The following is a 14,876-nucleotide window of genomic DNA, read 5'->3' on the forward strand; positions in this document are numbered from 1 at the left end:
ACGCCGGGCCCGGCACCCCACGGTCCCGGCCCGACGATCGTCCGCAGCAGCAACGCCGTCGCATGACGCCGTCGTCCGGCCCGTCAATCGCGTCCCGCCCGCCGGGCGGCCGCCGTCACGGCCACCGTCAGGGCCGCCGCGCCGAAGGCGAGGACCGCGCACAGCAGCCAGACCGTGACGTAGCCCGGCTCCGTCGGAGTCCCGCCGCGGGGGCCCCGTCCCGCCGATGCGGCCAGCAGGGAAGCGATCACCCCGCCCGCGACCGCCCCTCCGAGCGTCTTGGCGTTGTTGTACAGAGCGGTGGTCACGCCGGTGCGGGACCGGTCGCTGCCCTCCGCGATCACGGTCGGCATCGCGCCGAGTGCCACTCCCGTCCCGAGTCCCGCGAGCACCTTCGCCGCCACCACCTGCCAGAGGGCCGCGTGCAGGACGGCCGTGACGAGGAAGCCCGTGCCCATCAGGGTGAACGCGAGGGCCAGCGCCGGAACGTAGCCGAGCCGTCCCGCGATGCGCGCCGTGAGCGAGGAGGTGACGACCGCCATCACCGCCGCCGGCAGGGCCACCAGGGAGATCCCCAGGGCCGAGAGCCCGAAACCGTACCCCGTGCGGCCCGGGTCCGCGGCCAGGAACGTGGCGTCGGGCGACTGGCTGCCGAAGTACACGGCGCCGAAGACGACAGCGCACAGGAAGAACGGGGCGACCCGGCGATCGGCCAGCGCCCGGACGTCCACCAGCGGCTCCGTCGTGCGCAGTTCGACCACCACCCACACTCCGGCGACGAGCACCGCGAGGAGCAGTCGGCCGAGCACCGTCCCGGACAGCCAGCCGCCGTCCTTCGCGGCGGAGACCCCGGAGAGCAGCAGCACGACGGCCACGCTCAGGAGCACCGCGCCCGGCCGGTCCAGCCGGCCGCCGACGGTGCGCGCGGACTCCGGGACGGCCAGGAAGGAGACGGGGACGCACACCACGGCGAGCACGGCCGGCACGAGGAGCGTGGTCCGCACGTCGCCCGTGGCCTCGTGGACGGCGCCCGTGACGACGCCGCCGAGCAGGGTGCCGAGGGTGAGCGCCCCGACGAGCCGCGCGATCGCGGAGCGGGCCAGGTCCACCGGCAGCCGGTCCCGGGCCAGGGCGATCTCCAGGGGCAGCAGGGCGGCCAGCGGCCCCATCAGCACCCGGCCCGCGAGCAGCACCGGCAGGGACGGTGCGAGCGCCACGAGCAGCGCGCCGGCGGCGACGCAGACGAGCGTGAAGCGCAGCACCCGCCGGTGGCCGTACAGGTCGCCCAGTCGGCCGATGACCGGTACGCATACCGCGGCGGCGAGCAGCTGCACCGAGATCACCCAGGTCAACTCGGCATCCGGGACACCGAGTTCGCGTCCGATGGCCGGCAGCAGGGGCGCGATCCCGCCTTGCAGGAAGCCGCTCGTCAGCTCGAAGAGAACCAGCAGACCGACGACGGCACGCACGGAGGCGGACCGTTCCGGCGCCGCGGCGGACACAGCCGTGGGCGTGGGCGCGGCCGTGGGCGTGGTGGGGTCGGCCGGTCTCACGGGCACTCCTCGGTGGTCTCCTGAAGGCGGCGGGCGGCGAGTTCGGCGAGCAGGACGGCCGCGTGGAGGACTGCGCGGTCGTCGAAGACGGCCCCGGGCGAGTGGTTGTAGGGGGCGGTGGCCGGGTCGCGCTCCGGCGGGCAGGCGCCGACGCCCAGGTACGCGCCCGGCACCTCCTGCAGCACGAAGGAGAAGTCCTCCGACCCGGTCAGCGGGCGCGGTGCCTCGAAGGCGCGGTCCTCGCCGAGGAGCTCCCGGGCGGTACGGAGCGCGAACGCGGCCTCGGCCGGGTCGTTGACGGTGACCGGGTAGTTCTCCCGGTAGTCGATCGTGGCGTCCAGGCCGTGTGCGGCGGCGACGCCCCGGACGGTCCGCTCGATCCCGGCCCGGACCAGGGCCTGGGTCTCGTGCGAGAAGGTGCGTACGGTCGCCTCGAACTCGGCGTGCTCGGGGATCACGTTCCCTGCCGAGCCGGCGTGCAGCGAGCCGACCGTCACCACCGCCGGGTCGAAGACGTCCACGACGCGGGTGACCATCGTCTGCAGGGCCGTGACCATCTCGCACACGGCCGGCACCGGGTCCTTCGCGGAGTGCGGCGAGGAGCCGTGGCCGCCCGAACCGCCGACCCGGACGGTGACCGCGTCGGAGGCCGCCAGCATCGGACCCGGGCGGACGGCGGCGAACCCGGTGGGCAGCAGCGTCGAGGTCACGTGCAGCGCGTACGCCGCCACCACGCGGCTCCCGGCGGCGTCCAGGACTCCCTCCTCCATCATCAGGGCGGCACCGCGCATGCCCTCCTCGCCCGGTTGGAACATCAGCACGATGTCGCCCGCGAGTTCCTCCCGCCGCCCGGCGAGCAGCCGCGCCGCACCCACGAGCGCCGCGGTGTGCAGGTCGTGTCCGCAGGCGTGCATCCGGCCGGGGATCTCCGAGGCGTAGGCGACACCGCTGTCCTCCTGGACGGGCAGGGCGTCCATGTCCCCGCGGAGCAGGACCGCGGGGCCCGGCCGGCCGCCGCGCAGCACCGCGGTCACCGAGCTGAGCCGCTCGCCCAGGGTGATCTCCAGCGGCAGACCGGCGAGCGCGTCGAGGACCTTCCGTCGGGTGAGCGGCAGGTCGAGACCCAGCTCGGGTTCGCGGTGCAGGTCGTGGCGCAGCCGGATGAGCGGGTCTTCGAGGACGAGGGCGTCACTGAGCTTGAACATGGCGTGTATGGTGCCGATCTTCCCGGCTACCGCCAGTAGGGTGCAGGAATCCACCGAAGGTGGCCGATCATTTGCAGGAAACAGCCGAACGCGGAGGAGGAGCCTCGTGCTCGACGAACTCGACTACCTGCTCGTCACCGCGCTCCAGGTCGCGCCCCGCGCGGACTGGCAGACGATCGGCGACGTCCTCGGCCTCGACGCCTCGACCGTCGCACGCCGGTGGGCGCGACTGACGCGGGCCGGGCACGCCTGGATCAGCGTCCACCCGAAGGCGCACACCCACGCGCCCTCCGTCGTCGCCTTCATCGAGGTCGACTGCACCGCCGGCCGGCTCCACGAGGTCGCCGCCGAGATCGCCGAGGATCCGCACGTGTTCAACCTCGAACACGTCAGCGGCGGCCGGGACCTCCTCGTCACCGCCGTCTTCACCGACCAGGCCGAACTCGCCCGCTACGTCGGCTTTCGCCTCGGCTCCCTGGACGGAGTGGCCTCCTCCCGCACCCAGGTCGCCACCGCCCTCCACACCGAGGGCAGCCGCTGGCGTCTCGACCGGCTCACCGAGGAGCAGCGCCGACGACTGGCACCCACGGCGACCGCCGGAGTCCGGCCGCAGGGAGGCCGGCCGCTCCAGGGCCATGACCTGGAACTCGTACGGGCACTGAGCGAGGATCCCCGGCAGCCAGCGGCCCGGCTCGCCGACCGCACCGGCCTCAGCCCCACCACCGTCCGCCGCCGCCTCGACCGGCTCGACGCCGAGCACGCCCTCGTCTACCGCTGCGAGGTCGCCCGGACCCTCTCCGGCTGGCCGGTCTCGGTGTCACTGTGGGCCGCCGTGCCGCAGAGCCAGGCCCCGCACCTCGCCGAACGGATCAGCGCCCTGCGCGAGATCCGCCTCTGCGCCTCCCTCACCGGCCCGCACAACCTGCTGCTCGCCGGCTGGCTGCGCTCGGTCGACGACATCGCCCCTTTCGAGTCACGGCTCACCGAACGCTTCCCCGAACTCACCGTCTCGGACCGGGTGCTCACCCTCTGGCCGGTGAAGCTGGGCGGCCACCTCCTCGACCCGCAGGGCCGCCATCTGCGCGCCGTCCCCCTCGGTCCCTGGGACGACCCCCGCTCCGAGGCGGCCGAAGCGACGCTCCTCGACCGCCTGCGCACTCCGCCGGGGCCGTCCCGGAGCGCCGGAGTCAGGGGGCGGCTGCGGTGAGGCCGCGCCAGCCGTGGTCGAGCAGTTCGAAGGCCCGGACCATGGCCCCGCGGACGTCGTCGTGGGCCTGGGCGGCCTGGGGCGCCTCCAGCGCGAAGTGGGCCAGTGCGGTGCAGGCGGGGTCGTCGGCGGCGAGGCCGCTCTGTTCGGCCACGACCGCGGCGAGCGCGGTGGTGTGGCGCAGCCACATGGCCTGGTGGTAGTCGCGCAGGGCCGGGGTGGAGTCGACCAGGCCGAGGAAGGTCGCGAAGCGGGGGTCGCCGCCGGAGGCGGCTCTGCGGTGGCGCAGGGCGTGGTCGCGCAGGGCGGCCGGGATGGACTGGCCGGGGGGGCGCTCGCGGACGGCAGCGAGCAGGTGGGCCTCCAGGTCGGCCTCCTCGTCGAAGACCAGGGCCTCCTTGACCGGGAAGTGCTTGAACAGGGTGGTGGTGGACACGTCCGCGGCGTCCGCGATCTCGCGGATGCCGACGTCGTCGTAGCCGCGTTCCAGGAACAGGCGCAGCGCGGCGTCGGCGATGGCCTGGCGGGTGGCGGCCTTCTTGCGTTCGCGACGCCCCATCGGTGCAGGCGGGGTGTCGCTCCGGGGCTCTGTGTCGGGCATGCGAGCATCCTACCCTCATGGGTTTACCCGGTCCAAAGATTGAGTCGTTGCACTTTTGAAGTCGGTGTGCTCTTCTGGAGGAGCGGCCGCCCCGGTGTGCCGTCGCGAATCCCGGAAGGAGCACCACCATGACCACCTCGCCCACCACCTCCCCCACCCCCCGCATCGCCGTCGTAGGCGCCGGCCCCGGCGGCCTGACCTGCGCACGCATCCTGCAACGGCACGGCATCGCCGTCACCGTCCACGACCACGAGAACGGCCCGGACGCCCGCGACCAGGGCGGCACGCTCGACCTGCACGAGGACAACGGCCAGATCGCCCTGCGCGAGGCCGGACTGCTGGAGGACTTCTTCCGCCTCTGCCGTCCCGAGGGACAGGAGATGCGTCAACTGGACGCCGCCACCGGGACGACCGGCTTCCACCACGTCCCCGAGGACGGCGAGCGGTTCAAGCCCGAGATCGACCGCGGCCGGCTGCGCGACCTCCTCCTGGATTCGCTCGAACCGGGCACCGTGCACTGGGGCCGCACCCTGCGCTCCGTCGAAGGACCCGCCGACGGCCCCCGCCGGCTGCACTTCGCCGACGGCACCGTGGTCGAGGCCGACCTCGTCATCGGCGCCGACGGCGCCTGGTCCAGGGTCCGCCGCGCGCTCTCCCCCGCCACCCCCCGGTACACCGGCATCAGCTTCCTCGAAGCCTGGTTCCACGACGTCGACCACCGGCACCCCGGCATCGCCGACCTCGTCGGCCCCGGGAGCGCCGCCGCGGCCGACGGCGAGCGCGGCCTGTTCGCCCAGCGCAACGGCGGCAACCACATCCGCGTCTACGTCATCCAGCGCGCCCCCGCCGACTGGATCGCCGAGGCCGGCCTCACCGTCCAGGACACCGACGGCATCCGCGCCCTCCTCCTGGACCGCTACCACCAGTGGTCACCCCGGCTGCGCCGGCTCCTCACCGACAACGACGGACGCTACGTCGACCGCCCCCTCCACGCCCTGCCCGTCCCCCACACCTGGGAACACAGCCCCACCGTCACCCTGCTCGGGGACGCGGCCCACCTCATGCCCCCGCTCGGCGTCGGCGTCAACCTCGCCATGCTCGACGCCTGCGAACTCGCCCTCGCCCTCGCGGAGCACGACACCGTCGCGGACGCCGTCCGCGCCTACGAGGCGACCATGCTGCCCCGCTCCACCGACATGCAACGCCTCCTCGACGGCGCCGCCGACGGGCTGCTGTCCGACGAGGCGCACGACCCGCACGGCGCGCACGACGCGCACGACGCGTCCGGCCACGGCGAGCGGAGCGACCACCGGGCCGCCTGAAGGGCCGTGTTCAGTTCCTGCGGAAGACCGTGACGGCGAGGCCGGTGCAGGCGGTGTCACCGGCCGAGGTGGCGCCGTCGGTGTCGAGGACCTTCGTCCAGGTGCCGGCGGGGAGGGTGACGTCGTAGGGGGCCGAGGTGGGGTTGGCGACCACGACGGTGTCGTAGCCGGTGGGTGTGGCGGGGTCGGCGCCGAGGCGGGCGACGACGACCGGGCCGTCGGTCTGCGCGGTCATCCGGTCGTGGACGGCGTCCCAGGTGGTGAGCCGCAGCGCGGGGGTGGAGCGGCGCAGGGCGATGGCGTCCTTGTAGTAGCGGAAGACGGCGGCGTTGGTGGTCTTGTCGCCCCAGTGGATCGCGTTGACGGTGTCGGGGGCGTTGTAGGAGTTCTTGGCGGTGGTGTAGTCGCCGCCCACGACCTTGGAGCGCAGGAATTCGTCGCCCTCGGCGATGACCGGGATGCCCTGGGAGGTGAGGATCATGCCGGCGGCGAAGCGGTCGATGCGTCCGGCGGTGCCGGTGGCGCCACCGGTGGCACCCGAGTACGTGATCTTGTCGTAGAGGTTGAGGTTGTCGTGGATGGAGGCGTAGTTCACGGTCTGTTCGGGGTCGTGGGCGAAGGCCGGCGTCCACAGGTCGGCGATGGTGGCGGTGCTCCTGGCGTCGGTCGGTGAGCCCCGCATGCCGAAGGCGATGGCGCCGGCGTTGCCGGTGCCGCCCATGTAGGCCATCACGTCGGTGTCGGTGCCACCGCGGATCGCGTCCCGGTAGACGCCGTTGAACACCCCGACATGGCCGGCGGCGAGGGCGGGGACGGTGCCGTAGCGGACCTTCTGCGCCTCCTGGGGGTCGGCGACGGCGCCGTTCCACGGCTCGCCGTACAGCAGCAGGTTGCGGTCCGGGTAGGTGGAGGTGAGGTACGTCGCCCAGGTGGACACGCTGCTCCAGTGGTGGACGCCCAGCAGGTCGAAGCGGAAGCCGTCGACGTTGTAGTCGCGGACCCAGTGCTCCAGCGAGTCCTGGATCATGCGGCTGACCATCGGGTTGCCGTCGTCGATGGAGTTGCCGGTGCCGGACAGGTCGGCCGGGGTGTAGTACGCGCCGGTGATGCCGCCGAAGACGTTCTTGTCGTAGGTGTGGTTGAAGACCACGTCCATGACGACGCGCAGGCCGTTCCTGTGGAATCCGTCGACCATGTCCTTGAACTCGCGGATCCGGTCCTCCGGAGCGGTGAACTGGGAGTACTGCTCCTCGGGGACGTTGTGGTCGACCGGGTCGTAGCCCCAGTTCGGCGTGGTGCTGCCGAAGTCGAAGGCGGGCATGAGCTGGACGGCGGTGACGCCGAGCTCCTTGAGGTGGTCGATGCCCGTTCTGGCGCCGCCCTTGGTGGTGCCGGTCTGCACCAGGCCGAGGAACTTCCCGCGCTTGGCCGCATCGACGCCGGAGCTGGCGTCGACGGTGAAGTCCCGCACGCTCAGCTCGTAGACGACCGAGTCCTCCCGGTTGGCGAGGGCCGGGCGCGGGGCCCACGTGCCGCCGGTGGGGGCGATCGCCCCGCTGTCGACGACGACGCCCTGGGTGGTGCCGGACCTGACCATCCGGGCGTACGGGTCGCGGACGGCGGTGCCGCCGATGCCGAACTGGTAGGCCTGTCCCTTGAGATCGCCCCCGACCGTGACCTGGTGGACGGCGCTGTAGCCGCTGAGGCTGGTGGGGCCGAGCGGGTACGTCGTGCCGCCGACGGTCACCTTGACGTCGGAGCTGTCCGGCGACCAGATGCGGAAGGTGGTCGCGGTCGGGGTGTACAGCGCGCCGAGCGAGCCGGGCACCGCGCTCACGTCGTCCGAGACCACGTGGGTTGCCGGGTCGTAGACGAAGGTGACGGCCCTGCCGCCGGACGGCACGGTGATCGGGATGTCCGCCCCGTCCCGTGCCCCGCCGACTCCGTAGTTCTCCGACCAGGCGTTGTCGACAGCGATCTTGTACTCGAAGCTGCCGGCCGGAAGGTTCAGGGTGGCCGCCCACCTTCCGTCGGCGCGCTGACTCAACTGCGCCTGGGGACAGGCGGGTTGCCAGTCCACCGAGCAGCCGACCTCGCTGTCGAACGTCGCGGGCAGGCTGATCGCCGCCGGTGCTGCCGCGGCGGTGGGGGCGGCCAGGACGGCCGTGCCCGCCCCGGCGAGTGCCGCTGCCACGGCGAACACCGGCGTTCGCCGGGTGCCGGCGCGGGTCCGCGCTCGAAGCCTCATGGGGGTGCCTCCTGGCTGGACCGGGTCGCGCCGGGCTGCGAGGTCCGCGAAGGACCCCCGGCGGGGCCGCGGGAGGTGGGGGTGGAGGTGGGAGGAGGTGTCGGCGCGTCGACGGGCCCGGTGTCGGCGCCGGCCGATGGCGGCCCCCGGCGCGGGCCGGGGTTCGTGGCCCCGCATCCGCCGTCCGGCGACCGGTGCCCGGTGGAGGTGCACACCGGCCCGCCGCGCCATGACCTTCCCGCACGGGCAGGAGCACGTCAAGGCATTGCGCGGCATTGCTGAAACTTTCGGCAAGCCCGTGCGGTGGCGACGCCCGGCCCTCGTCGACAGTGCTCCGCCGGGCGGGACGGGAGGGGTCAGCCGGTCCTGGGCGGCCGGTCCGCGGTGATGCCGGCGAGGATCAGGGCGACGCCGGTGAGGAACTGTTCGCGGTCCTCGTGCCGGCGCATCTGGTCGGCGATGTCGTGGATGAACGGGTAGTCGTCGGGGTCGAGGTCCTGCCACGCCCTGGAAGCGGCGTCGAGGAACTCCGCGCGCTCCTGCGCCGCTTCCGGGACCGCGCCGCCGCCGGCGCCGTCCGGGGCCTGGGCGTTCTGGGCGGTGGCGCCGAGGATGTAGTGGACCAGCGTGGAGGTCGTGGCGAACCAGTCCTGACGGGGCACGCCCAGTGCGCGCATGTGCCGGCCGATGCTCTCGAAGACCCGGGGCGTCACCGCCCCCCAGGGGCTGCGGGTGAGCTGCACGGCGAGCTGGGCCGCGAGCCAGGGGTGCTCGGCCGCGGCGTCGAACAGGCCCAGCGCCACGGCGCGGATCGCCTCCTCGGGCGAGCCGGTGGATCCGGGGACCTGCAAGGAGCCGGCGGGCGTGCGCAGCGGCGGCAGGGCCCCGGCGACGACGGTCGCGGTCGCGGCCTGCAGCAGTTCGCCCATGTTGCCCACGTGGTGGTAGATCGCCCCGGACCCGGTCGACAGACGCCCGGCCAGCGCCCGCACCGTCAGGGCGCCCTCCCCTTCCGCGTCCAGCAGCTCGACGGCTGCCTCGACGATGCGCTCGCGGGAGAGGACCTGCCGGCGCCGCTGTGACTGGCGTGTCTGGGTGACCATGTCCTCATCCTCCCAGATTTGGAGCGATGCTCCAAAGTGGAGTACGGTTCCAATATTGGAGCATTGCTCCAAATCTGTCGGCCGGCGCCCTCGGGCACCGGCCCCGACCTGAGGAGCCCCGGCGTGGCAAGGGGTTCGAACCGAAGGAGGTTCCACATGTACGACGTGGTGATCGCGGGGGCCGGCCCGGTGGGCCTGTTCCTCGCCGCCGAGCTCGCGCTGGCCGACTGCTCGGTCCTGGTGCTGGAGCAGGACCAGGAGCCGGCCTCGCCGCTGAAGACGCTCCCGCTGGGCATGCGGGGCCTGAACGCCGGATCGGTCGAGGCGTTCCACCGCCGAGGCATGCTGCACGAGCTGCTGGAGGCCTCGGGCGTCGACGCGGCGCGGGTCGGAGCAGGCCCCGGCACACAGGGGCCGACCGCCCCTCGCGACGTGAGCCACTTCGCGGGCATGCGCCTCGACGCGGCCGGCATCGACGCCTCCGCCGTCTCCTTCCGGCTGCCCGGCCCGGCGATGGAGGGCATCATGACCAGCCTCGACGCGGTCGGCACGGTCCTGGCGGGACGGGCGAGCGGGTCCGGCGCGCAGATCCTGCCCGGTGCCGGACTGGAAGCCGTCACCCAGGACGGCGACAGCGTCGTCGTACGCGCCGACGGGCGCGACCACCGGGCGCGCTGGCTGGTGGGATGCGACGGGGGACGCAGCACGGTGCGCCGGCTGGCCGGCTTCGACTTCGTCGGCACGCCGCCGATGTTCACCGGCTACGTCGCCCGCGTCACCTTCGACGACCCGCAGAAGCTGGACCCCGGCTTCAACCTGACGCCAACCGGCATGTACCTGAGGACCCCCTTCGAAGGACACCTGGGGATGATGGACTTCGACGGCGGCGCCTTCGACCGCTCGCAGCCGCTGACGCGCGAACACCTCCAGGCCGTCCTGCGCCGGATCTCCGGCACCGACGTGGCGCTGGACGAGGTCCACCTCGCCTCCAGCTTCACCGACCGCGCCATGCAGGCCACGACCTACCGCGAGGGCCGTGTCCTGCTCGCCGGCGACGCCGCCCACATCCACTCCCCGCTCGGCGGCCAAGGGCTCAACCTCGGCATCGGCGACGCCGTGAACCTCGGCTGGAAGCTCGCCGCCACCGTCCGCGGGACCGCACCCGAGCACCTGCTCGACACCTACACCGCCGAACGCCACCCCGTCGGCGCCGCGATCCTCGACTGGTCACGCGCCCAGGTGGCCACGATGAACCCCGGCCCCAACGCCCCGGCCCTGCGCAAGCTGCTCCGCGACCTGCTCGACACCCCCGACGGCACCACCCACGTGTTCCACCGCACCGCAGGCCTGTCCCACCGCTACGACCTGGGCAGCGACCAGCCGCTCGTCGGCCGGACCGCCCCGGACTTCCGCTTCGGCGACGGCACCCACCTCGGCGACCTGCTGCGCGAAGGGCAGGGCGTCGTCCTCGACTTCACCACCGACCGGCGATTGCGCGGTACGGCCGCAGGCTGGAAGGGCCTGATCCGCTACGCGGCGGGGCCGGTGAGCGACGACCTCGGATTCGGCGCCCTGCTGGTCCGGCCCGACGGCATCGTCGCCTGGGCCGACGGCCACCACCCCGACCCCGCGGCGTTTCGGCACGCTGCCGCCCGCTGGTTCGGCGAACCCACTCCCTGACAAAGGCCTCCCGGGCCGACCGGCACACGGCACACGGCACACGGCACACGGCACACGGCACACGGCCGCACCATGCCACCGACCCCCGGCGCAGCGGTACGAGGCCGCCCGCACCCGAGGCGCCCTCTGGCGTGAGGACCCGGCGGATCGCTCAGCGCTGGGCGGTGGGGCGCGGCGTGTGCACCAGTGGCGGGGTGAGGACGGGTTCGAGCAGCTCGGCGAGCTGTCGGCGCTGCTGCGGTTCGAGCCGTCCGGTGGCCGGCGCGAGGGCACCCCGCACGTCCTCGTGCAGACGCTGGACGAGGTCGCGTCCGGCGTCGGTGATCATGACGACGACGGCGCGCTTGTCCTCGGGGCTGGGGCCCCGGGCCAGCAGTCCTCGCCGTTCGGCGCGGTCGACGAGGCCGGAGAGGGTCGACTTGTCCAGGCCGAGGAAGGCCGCCAGGTCGCTCATGCGGGGGCGCCGGTCCCGCAGGATGCCGAGGACGCGCAGCTGGGTGAGGGACAGATCGTGCTCGGCACCGATGCGGGTGAGCACGCCCATGACCTGGAAGGCGCTGCGGACCAGGCCGTCGATCAGGACGTCTGTGGAGTCGTCGGGAGCCATGGGAACCACCCTACTTGACATTGTTGGCATTACCAACAATCCTGGTTTTGATTGGTAATGCCAACCAACTGGGGAGCCCCTTCATGCACGCAGCAGTCATCACGGCCCACGACGCACCGCCCGCCTACGGCGAGCACCCCGAACCCGTGGCCCGGGGCGAGCACGAGATGGTCGTGGATGTCCTCGCGGCAGCCCTGCACCACCTGACCCGGGCCAAGGCGAACGGCACCCACTACTCCACCACCGGCACCCTCCCCCTGGTTCCCGGCGTCGACGGCGTCGTCCGGGACTCCTCGGGCCGTCTGCGGTACGCGGTCCTGGACGACACGGCCCTCGGCACCTTCGCCGAACGCACCGTCATCGACGCACGCCGAAGCGTCGTCCTGCCCGACCACGTGGACCCCGTACGGATCGCCGCCGCGATGAACCCGGGCATGTCCTCCTGGGTCGCCCTGCGCCGCCGCATCACCTTCCGCGAGGGTCAGCGCGTCCTCGTCCTCGGTGCCACCGGCAGCGCCGGACGCATGGCCGTCCAGATCGCCAAACGGTTCGGCGCCGCCCACGTCATCGCCGCCGGCCGCGACACCGACCGCCTCAAGACGCTGCCCGCCCTCGGCGCCGACCGGACGCTCACCTTCGACGAGATAGCCGCCGCAGCCGACGTCGACGTCGTCCTCGACTTCCTGTGGGGCGCACCCGCCGCGGACAGCATGCTCCCGATCCTCACCGCCCGCGCCGACCGCTCCGCGCCGCTCACCTGGGTCCAGATCGGCTCCATCGCCGGCGAGTCCGCCCCGATCCCGTCAGCGGGGCTGCGTGCGGCCCGGTTGCAGATCGTGGGCAGCGGCATCGGATCGGTCCCGCCCCGCGACTTCATCGCCGAACTGCCCGAGCTGGCCGCCGCGGTGACCGAAGGCACCATCGACGTCCAGGCACGGGCCGTGCCGCTGGCCCGGATCGCGCAGGCGTGGAACGACCACCGGAGCAGCGAACGCCTCGTCCTGGTCCCGTAGGCCCGGCCCCACCCCCGCTGCTTCGGCACTCGGGCCCCGCCTCGTGCCGATTCCCCCGGCTGCCTGCCGCCCGCGCGCGGCAGGCAGCCGGGGCAAGGGGGCGGGTCCTGCAGAAACGTGCGCCGCTCGTGGGCCTCGGCATCGCCGGCATGTCGGCGGCCGTCGGACCGCGCCGGGCCGGGTGGACATCGGTGACCGCCGAGCGGGCATCCGGGCGCCGCACCGGCGGCTACTGCATCAACCACCTGACGCCCGGGGGCATGCAAGCCGTCGCCGGCCTCGGCCTGGACAACCTGCACACCCGGAACCCCGAGCACGGAACCACCTGGTCCCTGAACCGCAGGGGCCACCGCAGGCCCGCCCTGGGCCGGCTCGACCAGCCGGGCCGCCCCCACGGCGATGGTCCGTGGCGACGTCGAGGCCGCCCTCCCGCAGCGGCCTGCCGACGCCTCGCCGGCGCGGCCGGTCCGGCACCCGTGACGACCAGGGCCACAGGCGGGTACCCGGCGCGGGGCCTGCCGCACCCCGGCCACACCCCCAGGCGTCACCCGTGTTCCGACCGTGCGGCGGGCCGTTCGCGAGCACCCCCGGAGCGGGCGCCGGAGCGGGCCCGGAGTCGGCCGCCGCCCCCGGGCCGGCCGGTCAGCGCAGTTCCTCCAGCACGTCGTGGCGCAGCCCGGACGAGGCGCCGCCCCGGCCCGCGCCGCGGGCGCGGGCCAGCCACAGCACGGTGCGGCCGCCGGTCCACCGGGACAGCTGCCAGTGGCGTACGACGCGTGTCCCGCCGGGCGGGACCTCCTCCTCGGGCACGGCCATCGGGACGGAGCGGTCCAGGACCGCCCCGCGTGCGGTGGCGCCGAGCCGCTTCAGCAGGGTGCGTCCCGGGTGGGCCGGGTCCGGTACGGGGACGAGCGGCACCCAGTTCTCCGGTCCGCCTGTGGTCAGCCGGTAGTGCAGCACCCCGTCCGGTGCGGTGGCGGCGGGCGGGGCGGCCGCCGGGCGGGGGGTCAGGGCGACGGCCCGGCCGGCCGGGCCGGTGGCGCTGTGCTCCACCGCCCAGGCGAGGTTGGCGGCCTCGTCGCGGGCGAGGAGCACCTCCTCGACGGGTTCGCCGTCCAGGGTGTCGAGCACGGTGGGCAGGGTGAGCAGCAGGTCGGCGGCCGGGCGGGGCCCGGTGGCGCCGGCGGCCGGGGCGGTGCTGGGCCGGAAGAGGGTCCAGTCCGGGCCGGCCGGCGGGATCAGGATCTGCTCGCCGAAGGTGTCGGTGACCACCACCGAGCCGACCCGGGTGACGCTGCCGACCGGGAGGTCGAGCGGCACCAGGAAGTAGTCGTTGGCGTAGCCGGTCGCGTACTCGGCGACCAGCATCCGGGCCAGGTCGGTGCCTTCGGCGGTGATGCCGCCCCAGTAGACCCGGGAGTCCTCCATCTCCCACCAGCGGGTGGCGGGCATGCCCGGGTAGGCGGCGACGGCGGGCAGCACCGTCCGGACCACGTGTTCCACGGCGGCGGCCGGGACGGCGTCAAGGGGAGGTGGGGTGCCGAGCGTGGCTCCCTCACGGACGTCGAGGTCGGACCAGTCGAGGCGGTCGCCGTGGTGGCCGCGCGCCTCCAGCACGGTCTCGCCGGTGTCGTCGCGGGCGGCGACGGCGAAGGCGTACTCCATGCGTTCCTGGTTCCAGGCCCGGCCCGTCGCGGCCGCGACGGCGGGTTCTCCCGCCGTGGCCAGCCAGTCCTGGACGGCGCGCGCGACCGGCGCGGTCTGGTCGGCCGGGATCGGGATCCGGCCGGGTCCGCGTTCGTGCAGCAGGGCCAGGCCGTCGGGCGCGCGGCCGGTCGTCACCGCGTGGTAGCCGGTGGTGTCGTCGTCGGCGGGGATGCCGGGGACGGCCGGGTCGCCGGTGCCGGGTGCCGGGGCGGGCAGCGGGTAGGCGGCGAGAACGGCCGCGACGATCGCGGGGCTCACGCCGGCCGAGCGCAGTGCCCGCAGGAGGTCCAGGCCCAGCTGGGCGGCCAGGCGCCGGTCGTGGGCGAGGGGGGCGGGTTCCCGTTCGACCACCGCCTCCAGCGGCAGCGTCGGGTCGATCGGCACCGCCGTCCCGGGCACCGGGCCGCCCTCGGGCCGGTAGCGGGCCAGCGGCGCGGCCTGGGCGCGGACCCGCACGGTGACGGGCGAGCCGGCGTCCTCGCCGCGGAACTCGCCGACCTGCCACTGCCGGGCGAGCAGCCACAGCGGGTCGGCGGTCGCCGCCGCCAGGCCGGGTGACATGTCGGCGGCGCGGGTGCGCGGCTCGATCCTGGTCCAGGAGGTGATGGACGGCTGCTGGGGCATGGGTTC

At 74.0% G+C, this 14,876-nt stretch carries 11 protein-coding genes; 4 read left to right on the top strand and 7 right to left on the bottom strand.

Annotated features, from left to right (window positions below):
- Positions 1–83: 83 nt before the first annotated feature.
- Entirely contained in the window at positions 84–1,553 is a 1,470-nt protein-coding gene (locus SNE206_RS20780; RefSeq protein WP_407914945.1) for an MFS transporter, read from the bottom strand.
- Complete coding sequence (locus SNE206_RS20785; RefSeq protein ID WP_407914946.1) at positions 1,550–2,758, bottom strand: M20 family metallopeptidase; 1,209 nt, start codon at positions 2,756–2,758, stop codon at positions 1,550–1,552. Before SNE206_RS20785 ends, SNE206_RS20780 begins: the two co-directional genes overlap by 4 nt.
- A 106-nt stretch (positions 2,759–2,864) precedes the next feature.
- On the opposite strand from SNE206_RS20785, the gene SNE206_RS20790 reads away from it, so the two are divergent.
- Complete coding sequence (locus SNE206_RS20790; RefSeq protein ID WP_407914947.1) at positions 2,865–3,965, top strand: Lrp/AsnC family transcriptional regulator; 1,101 nt, start codon at positions 2,865–2,867, stop codon at positions 3,963–3,965.
- Here SNE206_RS20790 and SNE206_RS20795 read toward each other — a convergent pair.
- Positions 3,946–4,566, bottom strand: a complete 621-nt coding sequence (locus SNE206_RS20795) for a TetR/AcrR family transcriptional regulator (RefSeq protein ID WP_407914948.1) — start codon at positions 4,564–4,566, stop codon at positions 3,946–3,948. The genes SNE206_RS20790 and SNE206_RS20795 overlap by 20 nt on opposite strands.
- A 128-nt stretch (positions 4,567–4,694) precedes the next feature.
- Between SNE206_RS20795 and SNE206_RS20800 the strand changes: the two genes are divergently transcribed.
- On the top strand, positions 4,695–5,888 hold the full coding sequence (locus tag SNE206_RS20800) for an FAD-dependent oxidoreductase (RefSeq protein ID WP_407914949.1): 1,194 nt from the start codon (positions 4,695–4,697) through the stop codon (positions 5,886–5,888).
- 10 nt (positions 5,889–5,898) lie between these two features.
- Here SNE206_RS20800 and SNE206_RS20805 read toward each other — a convergent pair whose 3' ends face one another.
- Positions 5,899–8,136 carry an alpha-amylase family glycosyl hydrolase gene (locus SNE206_RS20805; RefSeq protein WP_407914950.1) on the bottom strand — a complete coding sequence of 746 codons (2,238 nt, stop codon included), beginning with the start codon at positions 8,134–8,136 and terminating at the stop codon, positions 5,899–5,901.
- Between the two features lie 356 nt (positions 8,137–8,492).
- Positions 8,493–9,239, bottom strand: a complete 747-nt coding sequence (locus SNE206_RS20810; protein ID WP_407914951.1) for a TetR/AcrR family transcriptional regulator — start codon at positions 9,237–9,239, stop codon at positions 8,493–8,495.
- 156 nt (positions 9,240–9,395) lie between these two features.
- On the opposite strand from SNE206_RS20810, the gene SNE206_RS20815 reads away from it, so the two are divergent.
- Complete coding sequence (locus SNE206_RS20815) at positions 9,396–10,919, top strand: FAD-dependent monooxygenase (protein ID WP_407914952.1); 1,524 nt, start codon at positions 9,396–9,398, stop codon at positions 10,917–10,919.
- A 151-nt stretch (positions 10,920–11,070) separates the two neighbouring features.
- Here SNE206_RS20815 and SNE206_RS20820 read toward each other — a convergent pair whose 3' ends face one another.
- Positions 11,071–11,526, bottom strand: a complete 456-nt coding sequence (locus SNE206_RS20820; RefSeq protein ID WP_407914953.1) for a MarR family winged helix-turn-helix transcriptional regulator — start codon at positions 11,524–11,526, stop codon at positions 11,071–11,073.
- An 83-nt stretch (positions 11,527–11,609) separates the two neighbouring features.
- Here SNE206_RS20820 and SNE206_RS20825 point away from each other — a divergent pair, with 83 nt between their 5' ends.
- Positions 11,610–12,539 (top strand): zinc-binding alcohol dehydrogenase family protein, encoded by a 930-nt coding sequence (locus SNE206_RS20825; protein WP_407914954.1) that lies wholly within the window; start codon positions 11,610–11,612, stop codon positions 12,537–12,539.
- 642 nt (positions 12,540–13,181) lie between these two features.
- Here the strand turns inward: SNE206_RS20825 and SNE206_RS20830 are convergent.
- Positions 13,182–14,870, bottom strand: coding sequence for a hypothetical protein (locus SNE206_RS20830; protein WP_407914955.1), 1,689 nt, complete (start codon positions 14,868–14,870; stop codon positions 13,182–13,184).
- Positions 14,871–14,876 lie beyond the last annotated feature (6 nt).

It is taken from the genome of Kitasatospora sp. NE20-6 (assembly GCF_045862635.1).